Below are 19,144 nucleotides of genomic sequence, written 5' to 3' on the forward strand. Positions count from 1 at the left end.
GAAATAGAATCAACGCTTTTGCTAAGGCGGCAAAGCGGAAAGGAACAATACAATGGAACGACTTGGCGTTTACCAGATTCTGGGTCCCACCAATTGCAACGATCCCCACATTCCTGACTACTGCGCAGATTACCTGCGCCAGCTGAGCCAGGCCATGGGCGTGGAGGTTTATGCGGCAGGGCGAGAGGACTTTGCGGCCCAGGATGTGCATGTGTTCTTCATTGGCTCCGGCGGTACAGCTGCTCCCTTCAGTCAGGTGTGCGGCTGCGTGGACGGACCCTATGTGCTGCTCACGGTGCCTGCCTACAATTCGCTGGCTGCGTCCATGGAGATCCTCTCTTACCTGCAGCGGAACGGCAAACAGGGCGAGATCATCCACGGCACGGTGGAGGAAAATGCCCGCCGTCTGCTGGCGATTTTGAGAGCAGCCAAGGCCCGTAAGGCAATTGCTTCCATGCGCATGGGTGCCATTGGTGAGGCAATCACCCTGGTGGCCAGCTGTGCCGATCATGCTACCCTCAAGCAGCGCTTCGGTGCGGATCTGGTGGTCCTGGAGGTTCAGGAGCTGGTGGATGAGTATCACAAGGGCGGCTACCCGGAAAATGAGTACACCCGTGCGCTCAAGGCCAGTGGCTATGATCCGGTCGAGATGGAAAAAGCTCTGAACGTATACGGCGCAGCCAAGCGCCTGGTGGAAAAGTACGGACTGCAGGCGATGACTCTGCGCTGTTTCGATCTGCTGGGCAGTATCGGTACCACCGGCTGCCTGGCTCTGGCCATCCTGAATGCCGAAGGCATTCCCGCCGCCTGTGAGGGCGATACCCGCAGCATGCTGGCCATGACGGTGCTGTATCAGCTTACCGGCCAGCCGGTGTTCATGGCCAACCCCAGCCAGCTGGACCGCCACAACAGCGAGATGATCTTTGCCCACTGCACTTTGCCCATCAACATGCCCGATTCCTATGAGCTGACCACCCATTTTGAGTCCGGCCTGGGCGTGGCGCTGGCAGGCGAGCTGGCTCCCGGCCCCATCACCATCTTCAAGTGTGACGAGACCATGGAGCGCTATTATGTGCAGGATGCCGAGCTGGTGGCCAGCCTCCATCGGGATGATCTGTGCCGTACCCAGCTGCATATCCGACTGCCTCAGGGAACCGATTATTTTGTGACTGCCCCCATCTCCAACCATCACATGATCTGCCGGGGTCACTGGGCTGACCTGGTGGAGGAGTTCTTCAAGCAGGCAAAAAGTGAATAAAGGCTGAAAGGAGAAACAAGCCATGAAATTCTTTATTGATACCGCCAATGTGGATGAGATCCGCAAAGCCAACGAGATGGGCGTGATTGCCGGCGTGACCACCAACCCCAGCCTGATTGCCAAGGAGGGCAGAGACTACGCCGAAACCCTGAAAGAGATTGCCGCCATTGTGGACGGCCCCATCTCCGGTGAGGTGAAAGCCACCACTGAAGACGCCGAAGGCATGATCGCTGAGGGACGGGCCATCGCGGCCATGCACCCCAACATGGTGGTGAAGATCCCCATGACCACCGAGGGCCTGAAGGCCATCAAGGCACTGAGCGCCGAGGGTATCAAGACCAATTGTACCCTGATTTTCAGCGCCAACCAGGCGCTGCTGGCCGCCCGCGCAGGCGCCACCTATGTGTCGCCCTTCCTGGGCCGTCTGGACGATATCAGCCAGCCCGGCATTGATCTGATCCGGATGATCTGCCAGATGTTCGACAATTATCCGGACATCAACTGCCAGATTATTGCCGCCAGTGTACGTAATCCCATCCATGTGACCGACTGCGCTCTGGCCGGAGCGGATATTGCTACCGTGCCCTACAAGGTGATCGAGCAGATGACCAAGCATCCCCTCACCGACCAGGGCATCGAGAAGTTCAAAAAGGATTACCTGGCAGTGTTCGGCCAGTAATTTTCCAAAACACATTGCCGCGGGCGCGCCCACCTCAGGGGCTGCGTCCGCGGCTTTTTTGCGGCTACAGAGACGAAAAGGCGGCTTTTTTACAAATTTTCCATTGCATTGCAGGCAGCATCCGGTATAATAAGGCACGAACCACACGAGAATGAGGGGCAAAGGAGAAACCATGAAACAGATGATCAAGAAGGGGTTGAGCGCCCTGAGTGCCGCGTTACTGGCACTCTGCATGCTCACGCCGGTTCATGCGGCTGAGACCGCATCGCTGGCGGATGCGCTGGACCAGACGGCCCGCCTGCAGCAGCTGGCGGAGGAATATGCCGCTGCTCAGCAGACCGAGAGTGACCCGATGATGCTCACAGTCAATTATATCCGTACCCAGCGCTACGCGGATGCCACCTGGGATATGATCCTGGGGATGCCCAGCGAGGAATTTGCTCAGTTTGTGGAGCAGCAGGCACCGGAACTGGAACAGCTGCAGACGCTGGAAAACGTACAGATCCCGGCTACCGGTGAGACGGTGGATTTTGTACATCTGGTGGCGGGCGCCGGGGCGACCTACAAGCGGGTGCCGGTGGTCTGTACCTGGGGCGGCGACTGCATTCAGCTGGCGGGCAGCATTCAGGGAACCAGCGCGGATGAGGAGGGCTGCATCCAGCAACTGAAGCCCTACTTTGCCTGTGAGGACGAGAATGCCAGCCTGATGCCGCAAAGCGACTGGCTGGCGGATCTGGACGGAGTGAACATCGGCAGTACATTGAGCAGCGGCAGCGATCTGTCCGAAGCCATCGAACAATATTATGAGAATATCACCGGAGAGGAACGGGCCCGGCGGTTTGTGCTGGCTCAGTTTGGCGAGGCGGATACCGGTGACCAGCAGGCTTTCCGCCAGCAGGTGAAGGATAAATTCTTCGGGGATTCCGGGGTGCAGCTGCTTCTGCTCAGCCAGAAACAGATGACGCTGGACGAGGAGCGGAACATCGTGACGGTGGATTCCATGGATGCGCCGCTGAATGCGGTGTGCAGCCTTACCGCCGATACGCTGGCTGAAATGCTGGGCGGCGCGCAGGTGACCGATGCTCCGGTGCAGGGGAGCGAATCGCAGACGGGGGAGACGGAGAGCGGAGAACAGGCTACCCGGCCCCAGGTACAGTCCACTGCTCCGGTTCTTGGGCAAAGCTCGCTGGCCCGGACCATGCAGAAGCACACCTGGCTGCCCTGGGCGCTGGGTGGTGTGGTCGTTTTTTGCCTGCTGGTGCTTACCGTGCTGTCCCGCAAAGGCCGCTGAGCCGGGCATTTCTCGGATCTTTCGCAGTGTGCTCATATTCTGTTCAAATTCAGTTGGTATAGTAAAACCACGGTCACAGGAACCGGAGCTTCGGTGATAAAGTTACCGCGGCTGGCAGATGAATCTGCTACTATACAACTAGGAAATTTGCCCTGGTGATTTTCCAAATCCAACGAATAAAGGAGAGCACCACAATGATTCAATCGTTTTTGCAGCAGGCCCTGGTTCGGCTCGGCCCCTCGGTACAGGTGCTGGCCTGGCTGGAACAACTGCCTTTTGTCCCCCAGTGGCTGCGCCCGGTGCGGGCACGCGCCCGTCGCTGAGCGGTCAATCGGGGAAGATGCATTCTGACAAAATAAAAAGCTCCGCTTCCGCAAGCCCTGGCATCCAGGGTGCGGGAGCGGAGTTTTTTGTTACTTACAGCTGGCTGACGATGGGCAGCCGTTTCCAGAGCTGCCACCAGTCGGGGCGAACCGGCCTGTTCGGGTCCGGCTCGATCTCAATCGCATGCTTTTCGTAGGCGTTTACCACGGTGGTGCTGCCCTTCTGGCAGCAACGGGGAAGGTTAGCGTTGTAGCTCATGTGTACATGACCATGCACAAAATAGCTGGGGGAGTACTCCTCCACCAGGCGGTTGAAGCACTCGAAGCCCCGGTGGGGCAGGTCTTCACCGTCGTTCAGGCCACGGGCAGGTGCATGTGTGACCAGAATGTCGAAGCCCTTGTAGCTTTTCAGCTTGCGGCGCAGCCGCCGGATGCGGTTCGCCATCTGGTGCTCGGTATACTGGAAGGGCCCTTCCTTGTAGCGGAAGGAACCACCCAGCCCCAGAATGCGGATTCCCCGATACTCAAAGATATCGTCCTCGATGCAGATGCAGCCCTCCGGCGGGTCATGCAGGTAACGGGTGTCGTGGTTTCCGTGTACATAAAGCAGAGGGGCAGAGGTAAAGGTAGCCAGCAGGGTCAGATAATGGGGATTCAGGTCCCCGCAGGATATGATCAGATCGTAGCCGCGAATCTTGTCCGGGCTGAAAAAATCCCACAGAGCCTTGGATTCTTCATCTGCCAGCAGCAAAATTTTCATGTTTGACTTCTCCTCGCCGAGCCTGTGTTTACAGGATCTTGGTGGTTGTTTCGTCCTTGTGAACGCCGATCAGCGAAACCAGAGGCTTGGCCTCGTCGATCAGTTCGTCGAAGCGGGGGATGCGGCCGATCACATTGTTTGCCAGCCAGTCCATGGTAATGACCTGTTCCGCAGTGAGACGGCTATGGTCCGCGGGCATTACCACGCGGCCGCCCTGGGCGTAGAGTACGCCTGCGAAGGGGTCAAAGTCCCGGCTGCAGACCGCCTGGCGCAGCAGGTTAACCAGGCGCTGCGTCTCGACGGGCAAGCCGCGGGAGCACAGCACATCGATCACGCCGGCGTCCATGCCCCACCAGTAGTTCAGCGCGCGCTCACCGCTGCTGCCGGCAGACCAGCCGCCGTTCATGATGGACTGCACGATACGCACGTAGAACTCGCCCCAGTTCCAGAAGGGCATGGCGTAGTTGCAGATGTGATCCCCCTCCAGCCGGTAGAGGCCGAACTTCCAGGGGGGTTGCTGGGGAGCACGGTTATCCAGATCCGAAATCAGGGTCACGCCGTTTTCCGCAAAGCGGGCGGGAATGTCCACGCCTTTTTCCGAGGTCCATTCCAGATAGACCTGCGCCCGGGGATTGGTCATCTGCGCGCCCAGTGCAAAGGCGTTGATGGCGGCGATCATGCCGTAGGTGGGGTAGGTAGCCACATAGCCGATTTTGTTGTCGTCCGCCAGAGCACCCGCAATGGCGCCCAGCAGGAACTTGGCCTCGTGGATGCGTCCGTAATAGGTGCGGATGGACGGGTGCGACATGTTCAGCGAGCAGTTGATGATCTTCACTTCCGGATGGGCCAGGGAGGCCTTCAGACTGGCGTTGATCAGCTTGGGTGTGGTGGTGAAGATCACGTCGCAGCCGTCGGCCACGGCCTTCTCCAGAACCTTGTCGCCATTCACCTCAGGCTGCACATTGTCGTAGCACAGGGTGGTCACCCGGCCGTCGAAGTGCTCCTCCAGTTCGCCCCGGCCAAAGTCGTGAGCATAGGTCCAGGGGGAGGTGTCGGCGCTCTTTTCATATACAAAGCCCACCTTCAGGCTGGGCGCCTGGAAGGCGATGGGGCTGTGAAGCCGGGAGAACAGGCCGGTGTTCTGGGGCGGAAAAGCGGGTTCCATGGAAAGTTCCACCGCATCCGGCCGGGTCAGCACCAGAACCTCGCTCCAGGCACGCTCCACGGCCTGCTGCAGCTCCTGCATGCTCATGCCGCACAGCTGCCGGTAGGGGTAAACCCCCATCACGGCCAGCAGGCCGTCGGCGGGGGTGATGGGCAGCCGGTCGCCGCCGCGCTGCATGAACACCGAGCGGAACCGGTAGTACATGGAGGTGAGCATGCTCTTGTCGTCGTCGCTCCAGCGCTCGCCGGGAGCCTTGCCCACTGCGGCCACGAACTTGGCAAAGCGGCCCTCTTCGGTGAACCAGAGCAGATTGATCTGGGTCAGCTTGTAGAAATCCAGGAATTCATAATAGATGTTGACTTCCTTGGAGCCGTTGCGCTTGGGAATGTAACGGGTCACGGTGCCGGGAATGCTGGCCGCACCGAAGTATTTCATCACCGATACCCGCTTGTTGCCCTCCACCACGTAGAAGCGGTTCAGAAACTCCACCGCCTCAATGGGGTCGCGGATGCCCTCTTCCATCTGAGAATCGCACAGGGCACTCCACTTCAGCGCAAACTCGGTGCGCTCGCCCAAAAGAGGCATAAAGTTCCGGGCAAAAGCGGTCTTGCGGCCCTCGGTCTTGGTGCCCACGATGGAATCCAGGGGAATGTTCACCACGCCCAGAGGCTGGGTGCCGTCCAGCTCGGTGTTTTCCAGAATATCATCCAGCACCTGCAGGTAAGGGTACTGCCCTTTGGAAACGCAGGCCCGGAAATTTCGCTGGCCCAGTTTTTGGGCCTTTTTGTAATCTTCAACTGCCAAATAAGATCCCTCCTTAACAATAAGAAGCTGAATCGCAGGGCCGCTATAGCAGCCCCACTTAATGGTAAAGCATGTTCTGGCAAATTACAATACCCGTCCGGCTTTATTTTTCCGCCTGAGCGGGCATGGGCGGGAACCGCAGCTTGGTCAGGCACAAAGCAAACAGAATCGAGCTGATGGTCCAGGTGATGGGATAGGCCCAGTAGACCATGTGGATGTCCGGAATCAGGCGCACCGCAATGGTAATGTAGCAGATGCGCAGCACACACCAGATGCTCAGCATGATGGTCATGGGAATGATGGGGCGGCCCATGCCCCGCAGAATGCCTGCACAGCAATGAGAGAAAGCCAGCAGGCAGTAGAACAACGCCACAGTGTGGGCGTCCGCCACGCCGTAGGCCACCACCTGGGGCTCATTGTTGAAGGCGCCGATCAGCTGGGGCGAGAAGGTGAAGATGAACAGGCCGATGCATTCAGCCAGCAGCGGGCTGCAGATCAGGCCGAAGCGCATGCCCTGCCGCACCCGGTCAAAGCGGCCCGCGCCGATGTTCTGGCTCACAAAGGTGGAAAGCGCCAGTGCAAAGCAGGTCACCGGCAGGAAGGCGAACCCCTCCACCCGGCTGTAGGCAGCGCAGCCCGCCATGGCGGCGGAGCCGAAGGCGTTGATGTTGGACTGCACGATCACGTTGGCCAGCGAGATCACCGAGTTCTGCACACCGGAGGGAACGCCCAGTGTGAGCACCTGGCGCAGCATGTCGGCCCGGAAGCCAACCTCCTTCCAGATGATGCGGTAGGGGGCCTGCACCAGTGTCAGCTTGCGGAAGGCCAGGAAGGCGCAGAGGGTCTGACTGATGATGGTGGCCAGGGCGGCGCTTTCCACGCCGCGGCCCATGCCCGCCACAAACACCAGGTCCAGCACCACGTTGGTGACGGAGGCGATGATCAGGTAGATCATGGGGCTGCGGCTGTCGCCCACCGATTGCAGGATGCTGGCGCCCATGTTGTACATGACTACCGAAAGCGAACCCATGAAATAGACCCGGAAATACAAAACCGACTGGGGCAGCACATCTGCGGGGGTGCCCATCCAGCGCAGGATCTGGGGTGTGAAGAGAATGCCCAGAATCGAGAGCAGCACACCGGCACACAAGCCCAGCGCCACGGTGGTATGCACCGCCCGCTTCAGGGTCTTGTGGTCCTGCGCACCGTAAAACCGGGCTACCAGAACGCCCGCGCCCAGCGAAACGCCGTTGATGAAGCCGATCATCAGCATGATCAGGCTGGAGGAGGAGCCCACCGCCGCCAGCGCCTGCTCACCGATGAAGTTGCCCACGATCAGCGAGTCCACCGCATTGTACAGCTGCTGGAACAGGTTGCTGAAAAAGATGGGCACCGCGAACAGCAGCATCTTTTTGGGAACACTGCCCACGGTCAGAAGGTTTTGGTCGTTTGTCATATCATAGCCACTTCGCTTTCCCATCGCGCACAAAAAGCGGCCCGCGGGCACACAATATGTACCCGAAAGGACCGCGGCGTGATGATATTTTTTCAATTCTATCATACCACCCGCACAGGGAATCGTGCAAGATGGTGCTGTGCTATTTGGGCAGAGTAGGAAAGTGCCGTTGCGGCACCGGCCGGGCACTGGTATAATAGCAGGGAACAGCCGGAGCACGTCTGATCTCCGGCGATCGTTAAGGAGGAACCAGAATGTATTCATCCAAGCAGATGATTGTGATGCGCCGGGATCTGAAGATGCGCAAGGGCAAAATCGCCGCCCAGGCGGGCCATGCCTGCGTTACCGCTACCCTGATGGCTCTGCAGAAGGAAGGCCGCCTGGGCCAGGTGCAGGTGACCGACGGCTGGGTGGGCCTGGCTGAGAGCAAACAGGAAGCCACTCCCCTGAGCGAGTGGTTCGACAAGGGAGTGGCCAAGATCTGTGTGTATGTGGATTCCGAGGAGGAGCTGCTGCGGCTGCACGAGAAGGCACAGGCCGCCGGGGTCATCAGCGCCCTGATTCAGGATGCAGGTATGACCGAATTCCACGGCGAGCCCACCTATACCTGTCTGGCGCTGGAACCGCTGGCGGCGGAAAAGGCCGACGAATTCACCGGCGGCCTGCCGCTGTACTGAGCGTCCGGATCAGAATTTCAGGGCTGCAATGCGGTCGAAGGCCTCGCCCAGCTTTTCCTCGCTGGTGGTGCAGGCGATGCGCACATAGCCTTCGCCCGCCGCACCGAAGGCTACGCCGGGCACCATGGCCACGTGGGCTTCCTTCACGCACTTCTGGCAGAAGGTGATGGAGTCCAGACCGGTTTCCTTGATGTTCATGAACAGGTAGAAGGTGCCCTGGGGCTCGCGCACCGAAAGTTTGGGGATGGCATTGATGCGCTCGGCGGTGTAGAACACCCGGCGGCGGTATTCGCCGGTGTATTTATCGCCGATCTCGCCGCGCAGCCGCAGCGCGTGGATGGCCGCCCGCTGAGACACCGAGGGCGCCGAGTAGACCATGTTCTCGTTGATGCGCTTGATGGTGTCGATCACCGCGGGCTCGGCAATGATGGAGCCCACGCGCCAGCCGGTCATGATGTAGTTCTTAGAGAAGCTGTTCAGCGTGATACTGCGCTGTGCCATACCGGGCAGGCCGCGGAAGGGCCGGAAAGGCTGATCGAACATGTAATCGGTGTAGATCTCGTCCAGAATCACCACCAGGTCGAACTCCTCGGCCACCTGAGCCAGGGTCTGGTAGGTCTGCATGTCGTAGGCCGCGCCGGTGGGGTTGCAGGGGTTATTCACGATCATGGCCTTGGTGCGGGGGGTGATGGCGGCCCGCAGCCGCTGGGCGTTGATGGCAAAGCCCTCCTCTTCCAGGCAGGGCACCTCCACGGCCACACCGCCGGTCAGCTCCACCTGCTCTTTGTAGGGGGAGAAGTAGGGCGCGAAGAGAATTACCTCGTCGCCCGGGTCCAGAATGCTCATGAGCGCCAGCTCCATGCCGAAGCAGCTGGAGGCGGAGATGAACACCTGTTCCCGCGCAAGGTCCATATTGTGAGCGGTTTTATAATAAGTACGGATCTCGTCGATCAGCTCCGGGTCGCCCTGAGGCGAGGTATAGTGGGTATGCCCGGCCAGGGCGTCCTCCATGGCGGCGCGGATGATACGTTCGTCGGTGGTGAAATCGGTGTCGCCAATGCTCAGGTCGATCAGGTCGCTGTATGCACCTTTCTCGGCGGCGGCGCTGGCCATCACGCTGTCCTGCGCGGTCTGAAACCGGCGGGCGATGTAATTTCTCATGGAAATCCTCTCCTTTATTCAAAACATCCTTTTTTATCATAGCATATCAGCGCACAAAAGGGCAGTGTTCTTTTGCACAAATCATTGCATGAAAACCTGCATTCTGTGAATAAACAAACACAAAAGTGCGGTGGGGCTTGCGATTTGCAAAAGGCGGGGCGTAAAATAGAAACCAGCGGGCATGCTTTGCACGCTCAGAACAGGAGGCAATGATATGGAAGCAATGGAGCCGGCCTGGTTACAGGCCATTCATCCCAGGACGGCTGGTGCCCAAGAGGGCAGTGTGAAAGGGGCGTTTCAATACAATGGTGGCCACGGATTGACCACTTTTTTTGTGTATGTGCAGCTGTCTGAGCCGCTGTGCCAACAGCTGGCCGGGCAGGGGCTGGACCCTGCGGACACCGTGGCCTTCTGCCAGCAGGCCGAGGGCGGCTGGGTGGCTGCTTTCGCCGATGAAGCAATGACCAAGAAGGTGGAATACAGCCTCACCGACGCGGAAATGCAGGCGCTGATGGAGGCAAACGGACTGCATCTGATGCATGTATAATTATTCCAAATGCTGGAAAATCCCATGAAAAAAGCAGGGAAAAGTGCCCGTTAAAAAATCGCTAAAAAAAGCAAAAAGCCGTTGACAAACGGTGAAAAAACGGGGTATACTTTTTCTGTCATGAGATATGAGTTTCATACAGAGTATCCATGCAAATATTTCTTCTGACCACCCATTTCAGTTTGGGTCAAGGCCATACGGACAGCCGGGTCAACTGCCGATGGGCGGTGCGATACCGCCATTATTGATTGAGTTAAAAGCTCAATTTTATAAGTTGGTTACTTTACAACCAGTGCGTATTCTGCGTACATCAACTTGTAAAACGGTCAATAAGAGTAGTAAAAGTAAGTATTTGCTATATAGACTCTGTGTGAAAGCAAGCCGGGCTGTGCCCAGGCGGCCGCTCTTTTGCGCTGCTTCGCTGCGCTCCGGTAAAGTACCGGGCTTTTTGGCGAACCGCGCGGGCGCTTCACGATCAAAGCAAGATTCGTTTACAGGCAATGTGTATGCAAAAATACACATTGCCTGTTTTTTTGTTGCCGCCGGGCCGGAAAAGGGCGATGTCAATTTCAGGAGGAGACCGATGGGAGAAAAGCTGAAACTGTACGGGTTTAACAACCTGACCAAAGCGCTGAGCTTCAACATCTACGACGTATGCTACGCAAAGACCGCCCGGGAACAGAAGGACTACATCGCCTACATTGACGAGCAGTACAACTCCGAGCGACTGACCAATATCCTCACCACCCTCACCGATATGATCGGCGCCAAGGTGCTGAACATTGCCCGGCAGGACTACGACCCCCAGGGCGCGTCGGTGACCATTCTGATTGCGGAGGGCAGCATGCTGCCCGCCGGTGAGACCCAGCTGGCTCACCTGGACAAAAGCCATGTAACAGTGCACACCTACCCGGAATATCATCCGGAGACCTGTCTGGCCACCTTCCGGGTGGACATTGACGTGGCCACCTGCGGCGAGATCACCCCGCTGTCCACGCTGGACTATCTGATCCGCTCCTTCGATTCGGACATCATCACCATGGACTACCGGGTGCGTGGCTTTACCCGGGACATGAACGGCCGCAAGCTGTTCCTGGACCACAAGGTCAACAGCATCCAGGACTACATCGAGCCGGAGCTGCTGCGCCGGTACGACGCGGTGGACATTAACGTCTACGACGCGAACATCTTCCACACCAAGATGATGCTCAAGGAAGTGGACCTGCAGAACTATCTGTTCAAGACCGATGTGTATGAGCTCCCGCCAAAAACCCGGCTGGAGATCATGAACAACCTGCGCCGCGAGATGATCGAGATCTTCAGCGGGCGCAATATCTACTAAACAACAGGCAGGGGGAGAAAGAATTGGAACGTTTGGATCAGCAAAGGGCCCCCATCTACGAGGCGCTGGAGCGCTTCGGCAAGATGCGGGTGGTGCCCTTTGACGTGCCCGGCCACAAGCGCGGGCGAGGGAATCCGGAGCTGGTGGAGCTGCTGGGCCAGCAGTGTGTGAGCATGGACGTGAACTCCATGAAGCCGCTGGACAACCTGTGCCACCCGATCTCGGTGATCCGTGACGCAGAGATTCTGGCCGCACAGGCCTTCGGGGCGGCCCACGCATTTCTGATGGTGGGCGGCACCACCAGCGCGGTGCAGAGCATGATTCTGTCGGTGGCAAAGCGGGGCGAAAAGATCATTCTGCCCCGCAACGTGCACCGCAGTGTGATGGGCGCCATGGTGCTGTGCGGCGCCATTCCGGTGTATGTGAACCCGGAATGCGACCACCGGCTGGGCATCCCGCTGGGCATGAGCGTCTCTGCGGTGGAAAAGGCCATCCGGGAAAATCCGGACGCCAAGGCCGTGCTGGTGAACAATCCCACCTACTACGGCATCTGCTCGGACCTGCGCAGCATCGTGAAGCTGGCGCACGATAACGGTATGCTCTGCCTGGCCGACGAGGCCCACGGCACCCACTTCTATTTCGGCGAAAACCTGCCCGTGTCTGCCATGGCGGCGGGTGCGGATATGGCCGCGGTCTCCATGCACAAATCCGGCGGCAGCCTGACCCAGAGTTCGCTGCTGCTCACCGGTCCGGCCATGCCGGAGGGCCATGTGCGTCAGATCATCAACCTGACCCAAACCACCAGCGGCTCCTATCTGCTGCTGTCCAGCCTGGACATCTCCCGGCGGAATCTGGCGCTGCGGGGCAAGCAGGAGTTCAAGCGGGTGAGCGAGCTGGCGGAATACGCCCGCAAGGAGATCAATGCCATCGGCGGCTACTACGCCTTCTCCAAGGAGCTGTGCAACGGCGACAGCATCTTTGATTTCGATACCACCAAGCTTTCGGTGAACACGCTGGATGTGGGTCTGGCCGGCATTGAGGTCTACGATCTGCTGCGGGACGAATACGACATCCAGATCGAATTTGGTGACCTGGGTAATATCCTGGCCTATCTCTCCATCGGTGACCGTCCTCGTGAGGTGGAGCGGCTGGTGAGCGCGCTGGCCGAGGTGCGCCGCCGGTTTGGCGGCAGCAAGGCGGGCCTGATGCAGCAGGAGTACATCGACCCCATCGTGGCGGCTTCCCCCCAGGAGGCCTTCTACGCCGAGAAGGAGTCGCTGCCCATTGAGGACACCGCGGGCCGCATCTGCAGCGAATTCGTGATGTGCTATCCTCCGGGAATTCCCATTCTGGCCCCCGGTGAGCGCATCACCAAGGAGATTCTGGATTACATTCAGTACGCGAAGGCCAAGGGCTGCTCCATGACCGGCCCCGAGGATGCGGACATCCTGCGGCTGAACGTGCTCAAATAAGAAGGAGGAAGCGATGGATTTTTGGTTTTCCGAGGCACAGACCCCGAACGTGAAGCTGTCCATCAAGGTGGACAAGCAGCTGTTCAGCGGCAAGAGCGAATTCCAGCGCATCGACGTGTTTGAAGCGCCGGAGTTCGGCCGCTTTCTGACGCTGGACGGTTATATGATGCTCACCGAAAAGGATGAGTTCATCTACCACGAGATGATCACCCATGTGCCCATGGCGGTACATCCCAAGGTGCGGGATGTGCTGGTCATCGGCGCGGGCGACGGCGGCGTGATCCGTGAGCTGACCCGCTACCCGGAGATTGAGCACATCGACATGGTGGAGATCGACCCGCTGGTGGTGGAGGTATGCAAGAAGTATCTGCCCCAGACCTCCTGCCGGCTGAACGATCCCCGCCTGACCATCCACTACGAGGACGGCGTGCGGTTCATCCGCTCCTGCAAGGATCAGTACGATCTGATCATCGTGGACTCCACCGACCCCTTCGGCCCCGGCGAGGGCCTGTTTACCCGGGAGTTCTACGGCAGCTGCTACAACGCCCTGCGGGAGGACGGCATCATGGTCAACCAGCATGAGAGCCCCTTCTACGCCGAGGATGCGGTGGCCTGCCAGCGCGCCCACAAGCGGATTGTGGAATCCTTCCCCATCAGCCGGGTGTACCAGGCGCACATTCCCACCTATCCCTCCGGGCACTGGCTGTTCGGCTTTGCCTCCAAGAAGTATCACCCGCTGCGGGATCTGGATGAGACCCGCTGGAACATGCGCGGGCTGACCTGCCGCTATTACACCACCACACTGCACAAGGGCGCGTTTTATCTGCCCGCATACGTAGAGGAGCTTTTAAGAGATGTTGAGCAAGAATGTTGAGGTTTTCATGGGGTGCGACAAGGGCCCCCGTTTCGCGTCCACCATGCTGTTCGGCGCACCCTTTGATTCCACCACCTCCTACCGGCCGGGCACCCGGTTCGGCAGCGCGGCCATCCGCCACGAGTCCTACGGCATCGAGAGCTATAGCCCCTATCAGGACAAGGACCTGGAGGACGCCAATGTGATTGATCTGGGCGACCTGGAGCTGTGCTTCGGCGATGTGAACAAGGCGCTGGACCGCATCGAGGAGCGCACCCGCCACGTCCTGCACGCCAGCAAGCGGCCCTTCATGCTGGGGGGCGAGCATCTGGTGACCCTGGGTGCCTTCCGTGCGGTGGCCGCCATGTACCCGGATGTGCACATCATCCACTTTGATGCCCACGCCGACCTGCGGGACGATTACCTGGGTGCCAAACTCTCCCACGCCTGTGTACTGCGCCGCTGCTGGGAGCTGGTGGGCGATGGCCGCATTCACCAGTTCGGCATCCGCTCCGGCGACCGGGAGGAATTCAGCTGGGGCCGTACCCATGTGAGCACCCGCCGGTTTGACTTCGAGGGCCTGGAAGAGACCTTGAAGGAGCTGGAGGGCAAGCCGGTTTACTTCACCGTGGACCTGGACGTGATGGACCCCTCCATCTTCCCGGGCACCGGCACCCCCGAGCCCGGCGGTGTGACCTTTGATGCGCTGCGTCAGGCGGTGACCCTGGTGTGCAGCCGGGCCAAGGTGGTGGGCTGCGACGTGAACGAGCTGAGCCCCCATTACGACCAGAGCGGTGTGTCCACCATCGTAGCCTGCAAGATCGTGCGGGAGATGCTGCTGGCCCTGCAGCCCTGAGCGCTGCCCAGTGAAGAAAAAGTAATGTTCCATTAAAATAAATTCAAATCAAGAGAAAGAGGATGAGACCATGAGCAAGGTATTGATCATCGGCTGCGGCGGCGTTGCCGGCGTTGCCATCCACAAGTGCTGCCAGAACAGCGAAGTATTCACCGAGATCTGCATCGCCAGCCGCACCAAGTCCAAGTGCGATGACCTGAAGGCCAAGCTGGAGGGCACCACCTCCACCAAGATCACCACCGCTCAGGTGGACGCGGACGATGTGAACCAGCTGATTGCCCTGATCAAGGAGGTTCAGCCCGATCTGGTCATGAACATCGCCCTGCCCTATCAGGACCTGACCATTATGGACGCCTGCCTGGCCTGCGGCGTGAACTACATGGATACCGCCAACTACGAGCCCGAGAACCTGGATGACCCCGAGTGGAAGGCTGCCTACGAGAAGCGCTGCAAGGAAGAGGGCTTCTCCGCCTACTTCGACTACTCCTGGCAGTGGGCCTACAAGGAGAAGTTCGAGAAGGCCGGCCTCACCGCTCTGCTGGGCTCCGGTTTTGACCCGGGCGTGACCCAGGCCTACTGCGCATGGGCTCAGAAGCACCTGTTCGACACCATCGACACCATTGATATTCTGGACTGCAACGGCGGCGACCACGGCTATCCCTTCGCCACCAACTTCAACCCGGAGATCAATCTGCGTGAGGTATCCGCCCCCGGCTCCTACTGGGAGAACGGCCACTGGGTGGAGATTCCCGCCATGAGCATCAAGCGGGAGTACAACTTCGATCAGGTGGGCCAGAAGGATATGTACCTGCTGCACCACGAGGAGATCGAGTCCCTGGCCAAGAACATCCCCAATGTGAAGCGCATCCGCTTCTTCATGACCTTCGGCCAGAGCTACCTGACCCACATGAAGTGTCTGGAGAACGTGGGCATGCTGTCCACCACTCCCATCCAGTTTGAGGGCCACGAGATCGTGCCCATCCAGTTCCTGAAGGCTCTGCTGCCCGATCCCGCCACCCTGGGCCCCCGCACCAAGGGCAAGACCAACATCGGCTGCATCTTCACCGGCAAAAAGGACGGCCAGGATAAGACCGCCTACATCTATAATGTGTGTGACCACCAGGAGTGCTACAAGGAGGTTGGCTCTCAGGCCATCTCCTACACCACCGGCGTGCCTGCCATGATCGGCGCCATGATGCTGCTCACCGGCAAGTGGAGCAAGCCTGGTGTGTACACTGTGGAGGAGTTTGATCCGGACCCGTACATGGATGCCCTGAACAAGTGGGGTCTGCCCTGGCAGGTCAACGATAACCCGGAGCTGGTGGACTGATGAAGAGCACCATTTCCACACCCTATTTTCTGGTGGATGAGACCCGCCTGGTGCAGAATCTGGAGATCCTGCGCCAGGTGGCCGACCAGGCGGGCTGTAAGATCCTGCTGGCCCAGAAGGCCTTCTCCATGTTTTCCTGCTATCCGCTGCTGCGCCGCTATCTGGCGGGCAGCACCGCCAGCGGCCTGTATGAGGCCCGGCTGGGCAAGGAGCATTTCGGCGGAGAAACCCATGTGTTCTCCCCGGCCTACAAACCGGAGGAGTTCGAGGAGCTGCTGACCTACGCCGATCACTTTGTGTTCAATTCGCCCCGCCAGCTGCAAAAGTTCGGCCCGGCGGCCAAGGCGGCAGGCAAGGCGGTGGGCCTGCGGGTGAACCCGGAGTGCTCCACCCAGGAGGGCCACGCCATCTACGATCCCTGTGCCCCCGGCTCCCGGCTGGGCACCACGCTGGCCAACTTCGACGAGAGCCTGCTGCCCCTGTTGGACGGTCTGCACTTCCACACCCTGTGTGAGCAAAACTCGGATGATCTGGAGACCACTGTGGCTGCTTTTGAGGAGAAGTTCGGCAAATACCTGCACGGACTGAAATGGATCAACCTGGGCGGCGGCCACCACATCACCCGCAAGGACTACGACCGGGAGCGCCTGGTGCGCATCGTAAAGCACCTGAAGGACACCTACCAGGTGGAGGTCTATCTGGAGCCGGGCGAGGCTGTGGTACTGAACGCGGGCTTCCTGGTGACCAGTGTGCTGGAGACCCTGCACAACGGGATGGACATCGCCATTCTGGACACCTCCGCCGCCTGCCACATGCCGGACGTGCTGGAGATGCCCTACCGCCCGCCCCTGCAGAATTCTGGCGAGAGCGGGGAAAAGGCCTACACCTACCGGCTGGGCGGCCCCACCTGTCTGGCGGGGGACGTAATCGGGGATTACTCCTTCGACGCACCTCTGAACGAGGGCGACCGGCTGGTGTTTGAGGATATGGCCCTTTATACCATGGTCAAGACCAACACCTTCAACGGTATGCCGCTGCCTGCCATCGTCTGGCGGGATGCAAACGGACAGGAGAAACTGGTGAAGGCCTTCGGCTACGAGGACTTCAAAAACCGCCTTTCCTGAACCGGCTTTACACCGGGCCGCAGCGCGGGTATAATAGAAACCAGCAAAGCGAGGTGTTGCAAGCATATGCTGCTGCGCAAAAAGCCAATGTTCGGGGCCAACATCCAGCCGGCCTGCACCTATTGTGAGTTCGGCCAGAAGGCGGCGGACCCCCGGATGATCCTGTGTGCAAAGAAGGGCGTGGTCTCGCCCTATTATCACTGCAAAAAATTCAGCTACGATCCTTTGCGGCGGGTTCCCCGCCGCCAGCCCAAGCTGCCGGAATTCTCGGCGGAGGATTTCAGCCTGGATTAAAGCAAAAACAAACGCCCGCCCGGGCTCCTGATCATCAGGAAAGCCCGGGCGGGCGTTTTGTTTGTTGAATAGAGAAGAAGATCACAGAGTTTCGCCCTCGTTGGCCTGCTCCTCGGTGAGCTCCTGCTCGGGGGTCTGGCTTACGAAGCTCACCTGAAACACTGCCTGGGGCCAGTTGAGTCCGATGCGGGGATGCAGCTCCTTGCGCCGGGCAGCGGTTTCCAGTGCAGCGGTCAGCTCGGCAATCGCATTGCGGGTCAGCGGCCCGCCCCGCCAGTGGAAGATCAGCGGCTGATTTTTCCGGATGGCCTGTGCCGCCCGCTTTTCCACGTCCTCCATTTTCGTGAAGGAGAGATTTTTCTCCCGATAATAAAACCGGTCGCCGGTGGTGCAGGCCGGGGCGGGGTAGAGCAGAGGCTCGTGGTCCCGCAGCAGCTTCTCGTCGTTCAGATTAAAGTAGTCGTAGCGGATGGGCCCGGCCTTGCCCAGAGTATTGTCGAAGGTGGCATCCAGATGATAATATGCCCCCTCCAGCTTCACAATGTTCCAGGCGTGGCGATATTTCACGCCCTGCTCCGGATTTGCCTCGGAGAGGGCCACCATACACCAGACACCCAGCGCGTCGCACAATACCTTTACGGTCTTGGCGATGCCCTCGCATACCCCCACGCCCTGGCCCAGCGGGCCGATGATCTCGTGGGAATAGGGCTTTTTCAGTTTGTCATACCGCACGTTCCGACAGATGAAATCATGCACAAACTGTTCCTTCTCCCGATCGCTCAGGTTCATTGCCGGGCGGGTGAGCTTCTGGATGCGGGCAGTCATGGCCTTCTGGTGCTCTTGAATTTTGCTCTTTTCAAACAGATATTCCGGCACCATCTCCACGCTGGAGGCCTGGGGATAGTACCGGTAGGTGAAGCGCACTGCGTAGAAGATTTCCGGGTGGTCCAGCCGCAGCTTCAAAAAGATCTCGGAAAGCTGCCCCGGCTCCAGGCGCGGTACCGGGAAGGCGGGCGCAATGGCACGCAGCCCGGTAAGCATGGCGTGGTAGGCGGCCTGGCCGGATTTATCCAGTTGATTATAATAGTAAGCTTCCATGGCGGGGCGCTCACTCCTCGCTTTTGCAGTGTTCCAGCGTCTCGATGCAGTGCTCCAGCCATTGCACCATGGCGCTCTCCCGCATCACCGCACCCTCCAGCACCAGCCGGTCACCGGTGGCGGAATCGAAATGGCCGGTGTACGGTTCGGTGTGATCCAGCGAGTTCTGCAGAAAAGCCAACTTCTGCCGGCGGCGCTCCAGCTGGGCCCGGGTCAGCTCCAGAAGGCGGGAACGGGAGATGTTATCGCCAAAATACATCCGCAGCCGGAATACATCCTTCGGAGTGGGGGGCAGGGGCTCGTCCTGCTCCAGCCACTGGCGCAGGTCCGCCATGCCCTCCGGCGTGATGCGGTAGACCTTCCGTTCCAGGCTTTCCCCCTTGATGGAGGTCTCATACTGGATCAGACCTTCGCCGGCCAGCCGATTCAGTTCCGGATACAGCTGGCTGTGGCTGGCATACCAGAAATTGGCGAGCCCCCGGTCGAATTCCTTCATCATATCGTAGCCGGTCAATTCCCGGCGGCTGAGCATGCCCAGGATCGCATATTTCAACGTGCGCATGGCGCCCTCCCTGTTATTGGTCGTTTTTAATAAAATTATAGCATAAATTTTGGAAGGAAAACATGTAAAAGATTATATGTCGATATTTACAT

The 19,144-nt window shown here is 59.2% G+C and carries 19 protein-coding genes; 13 read left to right on the plus strand and 6 right to left on the minus strand.

From position 1 onward, the window contains the following. Positions 1-52: 52 nt before the first annotated feature. The 4 genes from PH256_RS00705 (at position 53) to PH256_RS00720 (ending at position 3,551) form a co-directional block, all read left to right on the plus strand. Positions 53-1,258 carry a hypothetical protein gene (locus PH256_RS00705; RefSeq protein ID WP_270912576.1) on the plus strand — a complete coding sequence of 402 codons (1,206 nt, stop codon included), beginning with the start codon at positions 53-55 and terminating at the stop codon, positions 1,256-1,258. Between the two features lie 22 nt (positions 1,259-1,280). Further along, positions 1,281-1,937: a fructose-6-phosphate aldolase gene (gene fsa / locus PH256_RS00710; protein WP_087184227.1), complete on the plus strand. Its 657-nt coding sequence runs from the start codon at positions 1,281-1,283 to the stop codon at positions 1,935-1,937. Positions 1,938-2,109: 172 nt separating this feature from the next. Beyond that, a complete protein-coding gene (locus tag PH256_RS00715; protein ID WP_270912577.1) occupies positions 2,110-3,228 on the plus strand; it encodes a hypothetical protein in 1,119 nt (372 codons plus the stop codon). 194 nt (positions 3,229-3,422) lie between these two features. Further along, a complete protein-coding gene (locus tag PH256_RS00720; protein ID WP_255396680.1) occupies positions 3,423-3,551 on the plus strand; it encodes a hypothetical protein in 129 nt (42 codons plus the stop codon). A 94-nt stretch (positions 3,552-3,645) separates the two neighbouring features. Here PH256_RS00720 and PH256_RS00725 read toward each other — a convergent pair whose 3' ends face one another. The 3 genes from PH256_RS00725 to PH256_RS00735 all read right to left on the minus strand — a co-directional run bounded on the left by PH256_RS00725 (position 3,646) and on the right by PH256_RS00735 (position 7,736). Then, entirely contained in the window at positions 3,646-4,311 is a 666-nt protein-coding gene (locus tag PH256_RS00725; RefSeq protein WP_087184225.1) for a metallophosphoesterase family protein, read from the minus strand. A gap of 28 nt (positions 4,312-4,339) precedes the next feature. Then, on the minus strand, positions 4,340-6,280 hold the full coding sequence (locus tag PH256_RS00730; RefSeq protein ID WP_270912578.1) for a BMP family ABC transporter substrate-binding protein: 1,941 nt from the start codon (positions 6,278-6,280) through the stop codon (positions 4,340-4,342). 103 nt (positions 6,281-6,383) lie between these two features. Further along, positions 6,384-7,736, minus strand: coding sequence for an MATE family efflux transporter (locus PH256_RS00735; RefSeq protein WP_270912580.1), 1,353 nt, complete (start codon positions 7,734-7,736; stop codon positions 6,384-6,386). Positions 7,737-7,990: 254 nt separating this feature from the next. On the opposite strand from PH256_RS00735, the gene pth2 reads away from it, so the two are divergent. Then, complete coding sequence (pth2, locus tag PH256_RS00740) at positions 7,991-8,413, plus strand: aminoacyl-tRNA hydrolase (RefSeq protein ID WP_087184223.1); 423 nt, start codon at positions 7,991-7,993, stop codon at positions 8,411-8,413. 9 nt (positions 8,414-8,422) lie between these two features. Here pth2 and PH256_RS00745 read toward each other — a convergent pair whose 3' ends face one another. Then, positions 8,423-9,574: an aminotransferase class I/II-fold pyridoxal phosphate-dependent enzyme gene (locus PH256_RS00745; protein ID WP_087184222.1), complete on the minus strand. Its 1,152-nt coding sequence runs from the start codon at positions 9,572-9,574 to the stop codon at positions 8,423-8,425. 214 nt (positions 9,575-9,788) lie between these two features. Here PH256_RS00745 and PH256_RS00750 point away from each other — a divergent pair, with 214 nt between their 5' ends. The 8 genes from PH256_RS00750 (at position 9,789) to PH256_RS00785 (ending at position 17,392) form a co-directional block, all read left to right on the plus strand. Further along, on the plus strand, positions 9,789-10,121 hold the full coding sequence (locus PH256_RS00750; RefSeq protein WP_270912581.1) for a hypothetical protein: 333 nt from the start codon (positions 9,789-9,791) through the stop codon (positions 10,119-10,121). 583 nt (positions 10,122-10,704) lie between these two features. Continuing rightward, a complete protein-coding gene (gene speD / locus PH256_RS00755; RefSeq protein WP_058965222.1) occupies positions 10,705-11,463 on the plus strand; it encodes an adenosylmethionine decarboxylase in 759 nt (252 codons plus the stop codon). A gap of 23 nt (positions 11,464-11,486) precedes the next feature. Next, positions 11,487-12,935, plus strand: coding sequence for an aminotransferase class I/II-fold pyridoxal phosphate-dependent enzyme (locus PH256_RS00760; RefSeq protein WP_270912583.1), 1,449 nt, complete (start codon positions 11,487-11,489; stop codon positions 12,933-12,935). A gap of 13 nt (positions 12,936-12,948) precedes the next feature. Next, entirely contained in the window at positions 12,949-13,809 is an 861-nt protein-coding gene (speE, locus tag PH256_RS00765; RefSeq protein ID WP_087184218.1) for a polyamine aminopropyltransferase, read from the plus strand. Next, entirely contained in the window at positions 13,790-14,644 is an 855-nt protein-coding gene (gene speB, locus PH256_RS00770; RefSeq protein WP_087184217.1) for an agmatinase, read from the plus strand. Before speE ends, speB begins: the two co-directional genes overlap by 20 nt. Before the next feature lie 70 nt (positions 14,645-14,714). Beyond that, the gene (locus tag PH256_RS00775) at positions 14,715-15,974 is read left to right on the plus strand and encodes a saccharopine dehydrogenase family protein (RefSeq protein ID WP_270912584.1); all 1,260 of its coding nucleotides are present in this window, start codon (positions 14,715-14,717) and stop codon (positions 15,972-15,974) included. After that, positions 15,974-17,098, plus strand: coding sequence for a carboxynorspermidine decarboxylase (gene nspC, locus PH256_RS00780; RefSeq protein ID WP_270912585.1), 1,125 nt, complete (start codon positions 15,974-15,976; stop codon positions 17,096-17,098). The genes PH256_RS00775 and nspC overlap by 1 nt, the downstream gene beginning before the upstream one ends. Before the next feature lie 66 nt (positions 17,099-17,164). Further along, the gene (locus tag PH256_RS00785; protein WP_058965216.1) at positions 17,165-17,392 is read left to right on the plus strand and encodes a hypothetical protein; all 228 of its coding nucleotides are present in this window, start codon (positions 17,165-17,167) and stop codon (positions 17,390-17,392) included. Between the two features lie 81 nt (positions 17,393-17,473). Here PH256_RS00785 and PH256_RS00790 read toward each other — a convergent pair whose 3' ends face one another. Together PH256_RS00790 and PH256_RS00795 are read right to left on the minus strand one after the other, a co-directional pair. Then, positions 17,474-18,490: a transglutaminase domain-containing protein gene (locus PH256_RS00790; protein WP_270912587.1), complete on the minus strand. Its 1,017-nt coding sequence runs from the start codon at positions 18,488-18,490 to the stop codon at positions 17,474-17,476. A 10-nt stretch (positions 18,491-18,500) separates the two neighbouring features. Next, positions 18,501-19,052 (minus strand): PadR family transcriptional regulator, encoded by a 552-nt coding sequence (locus tag PH256_RS00795; protein WP_270912589.1) that lies wholly within the window; start codon positions 19,050-19,052, stop codon positions 18,501-18,503. Between the last annotated feature and the right edge of the window lie 92 nt (positions 19,053-19,144).

Source organism: Allofournierella sp. CML151 (assembly GCF_027853465.1).
Classification (GTDB): Bacteria; Bacillota; Clostridia; order Oscillospirales; family Ruminococcaceae; genus Allofournierella.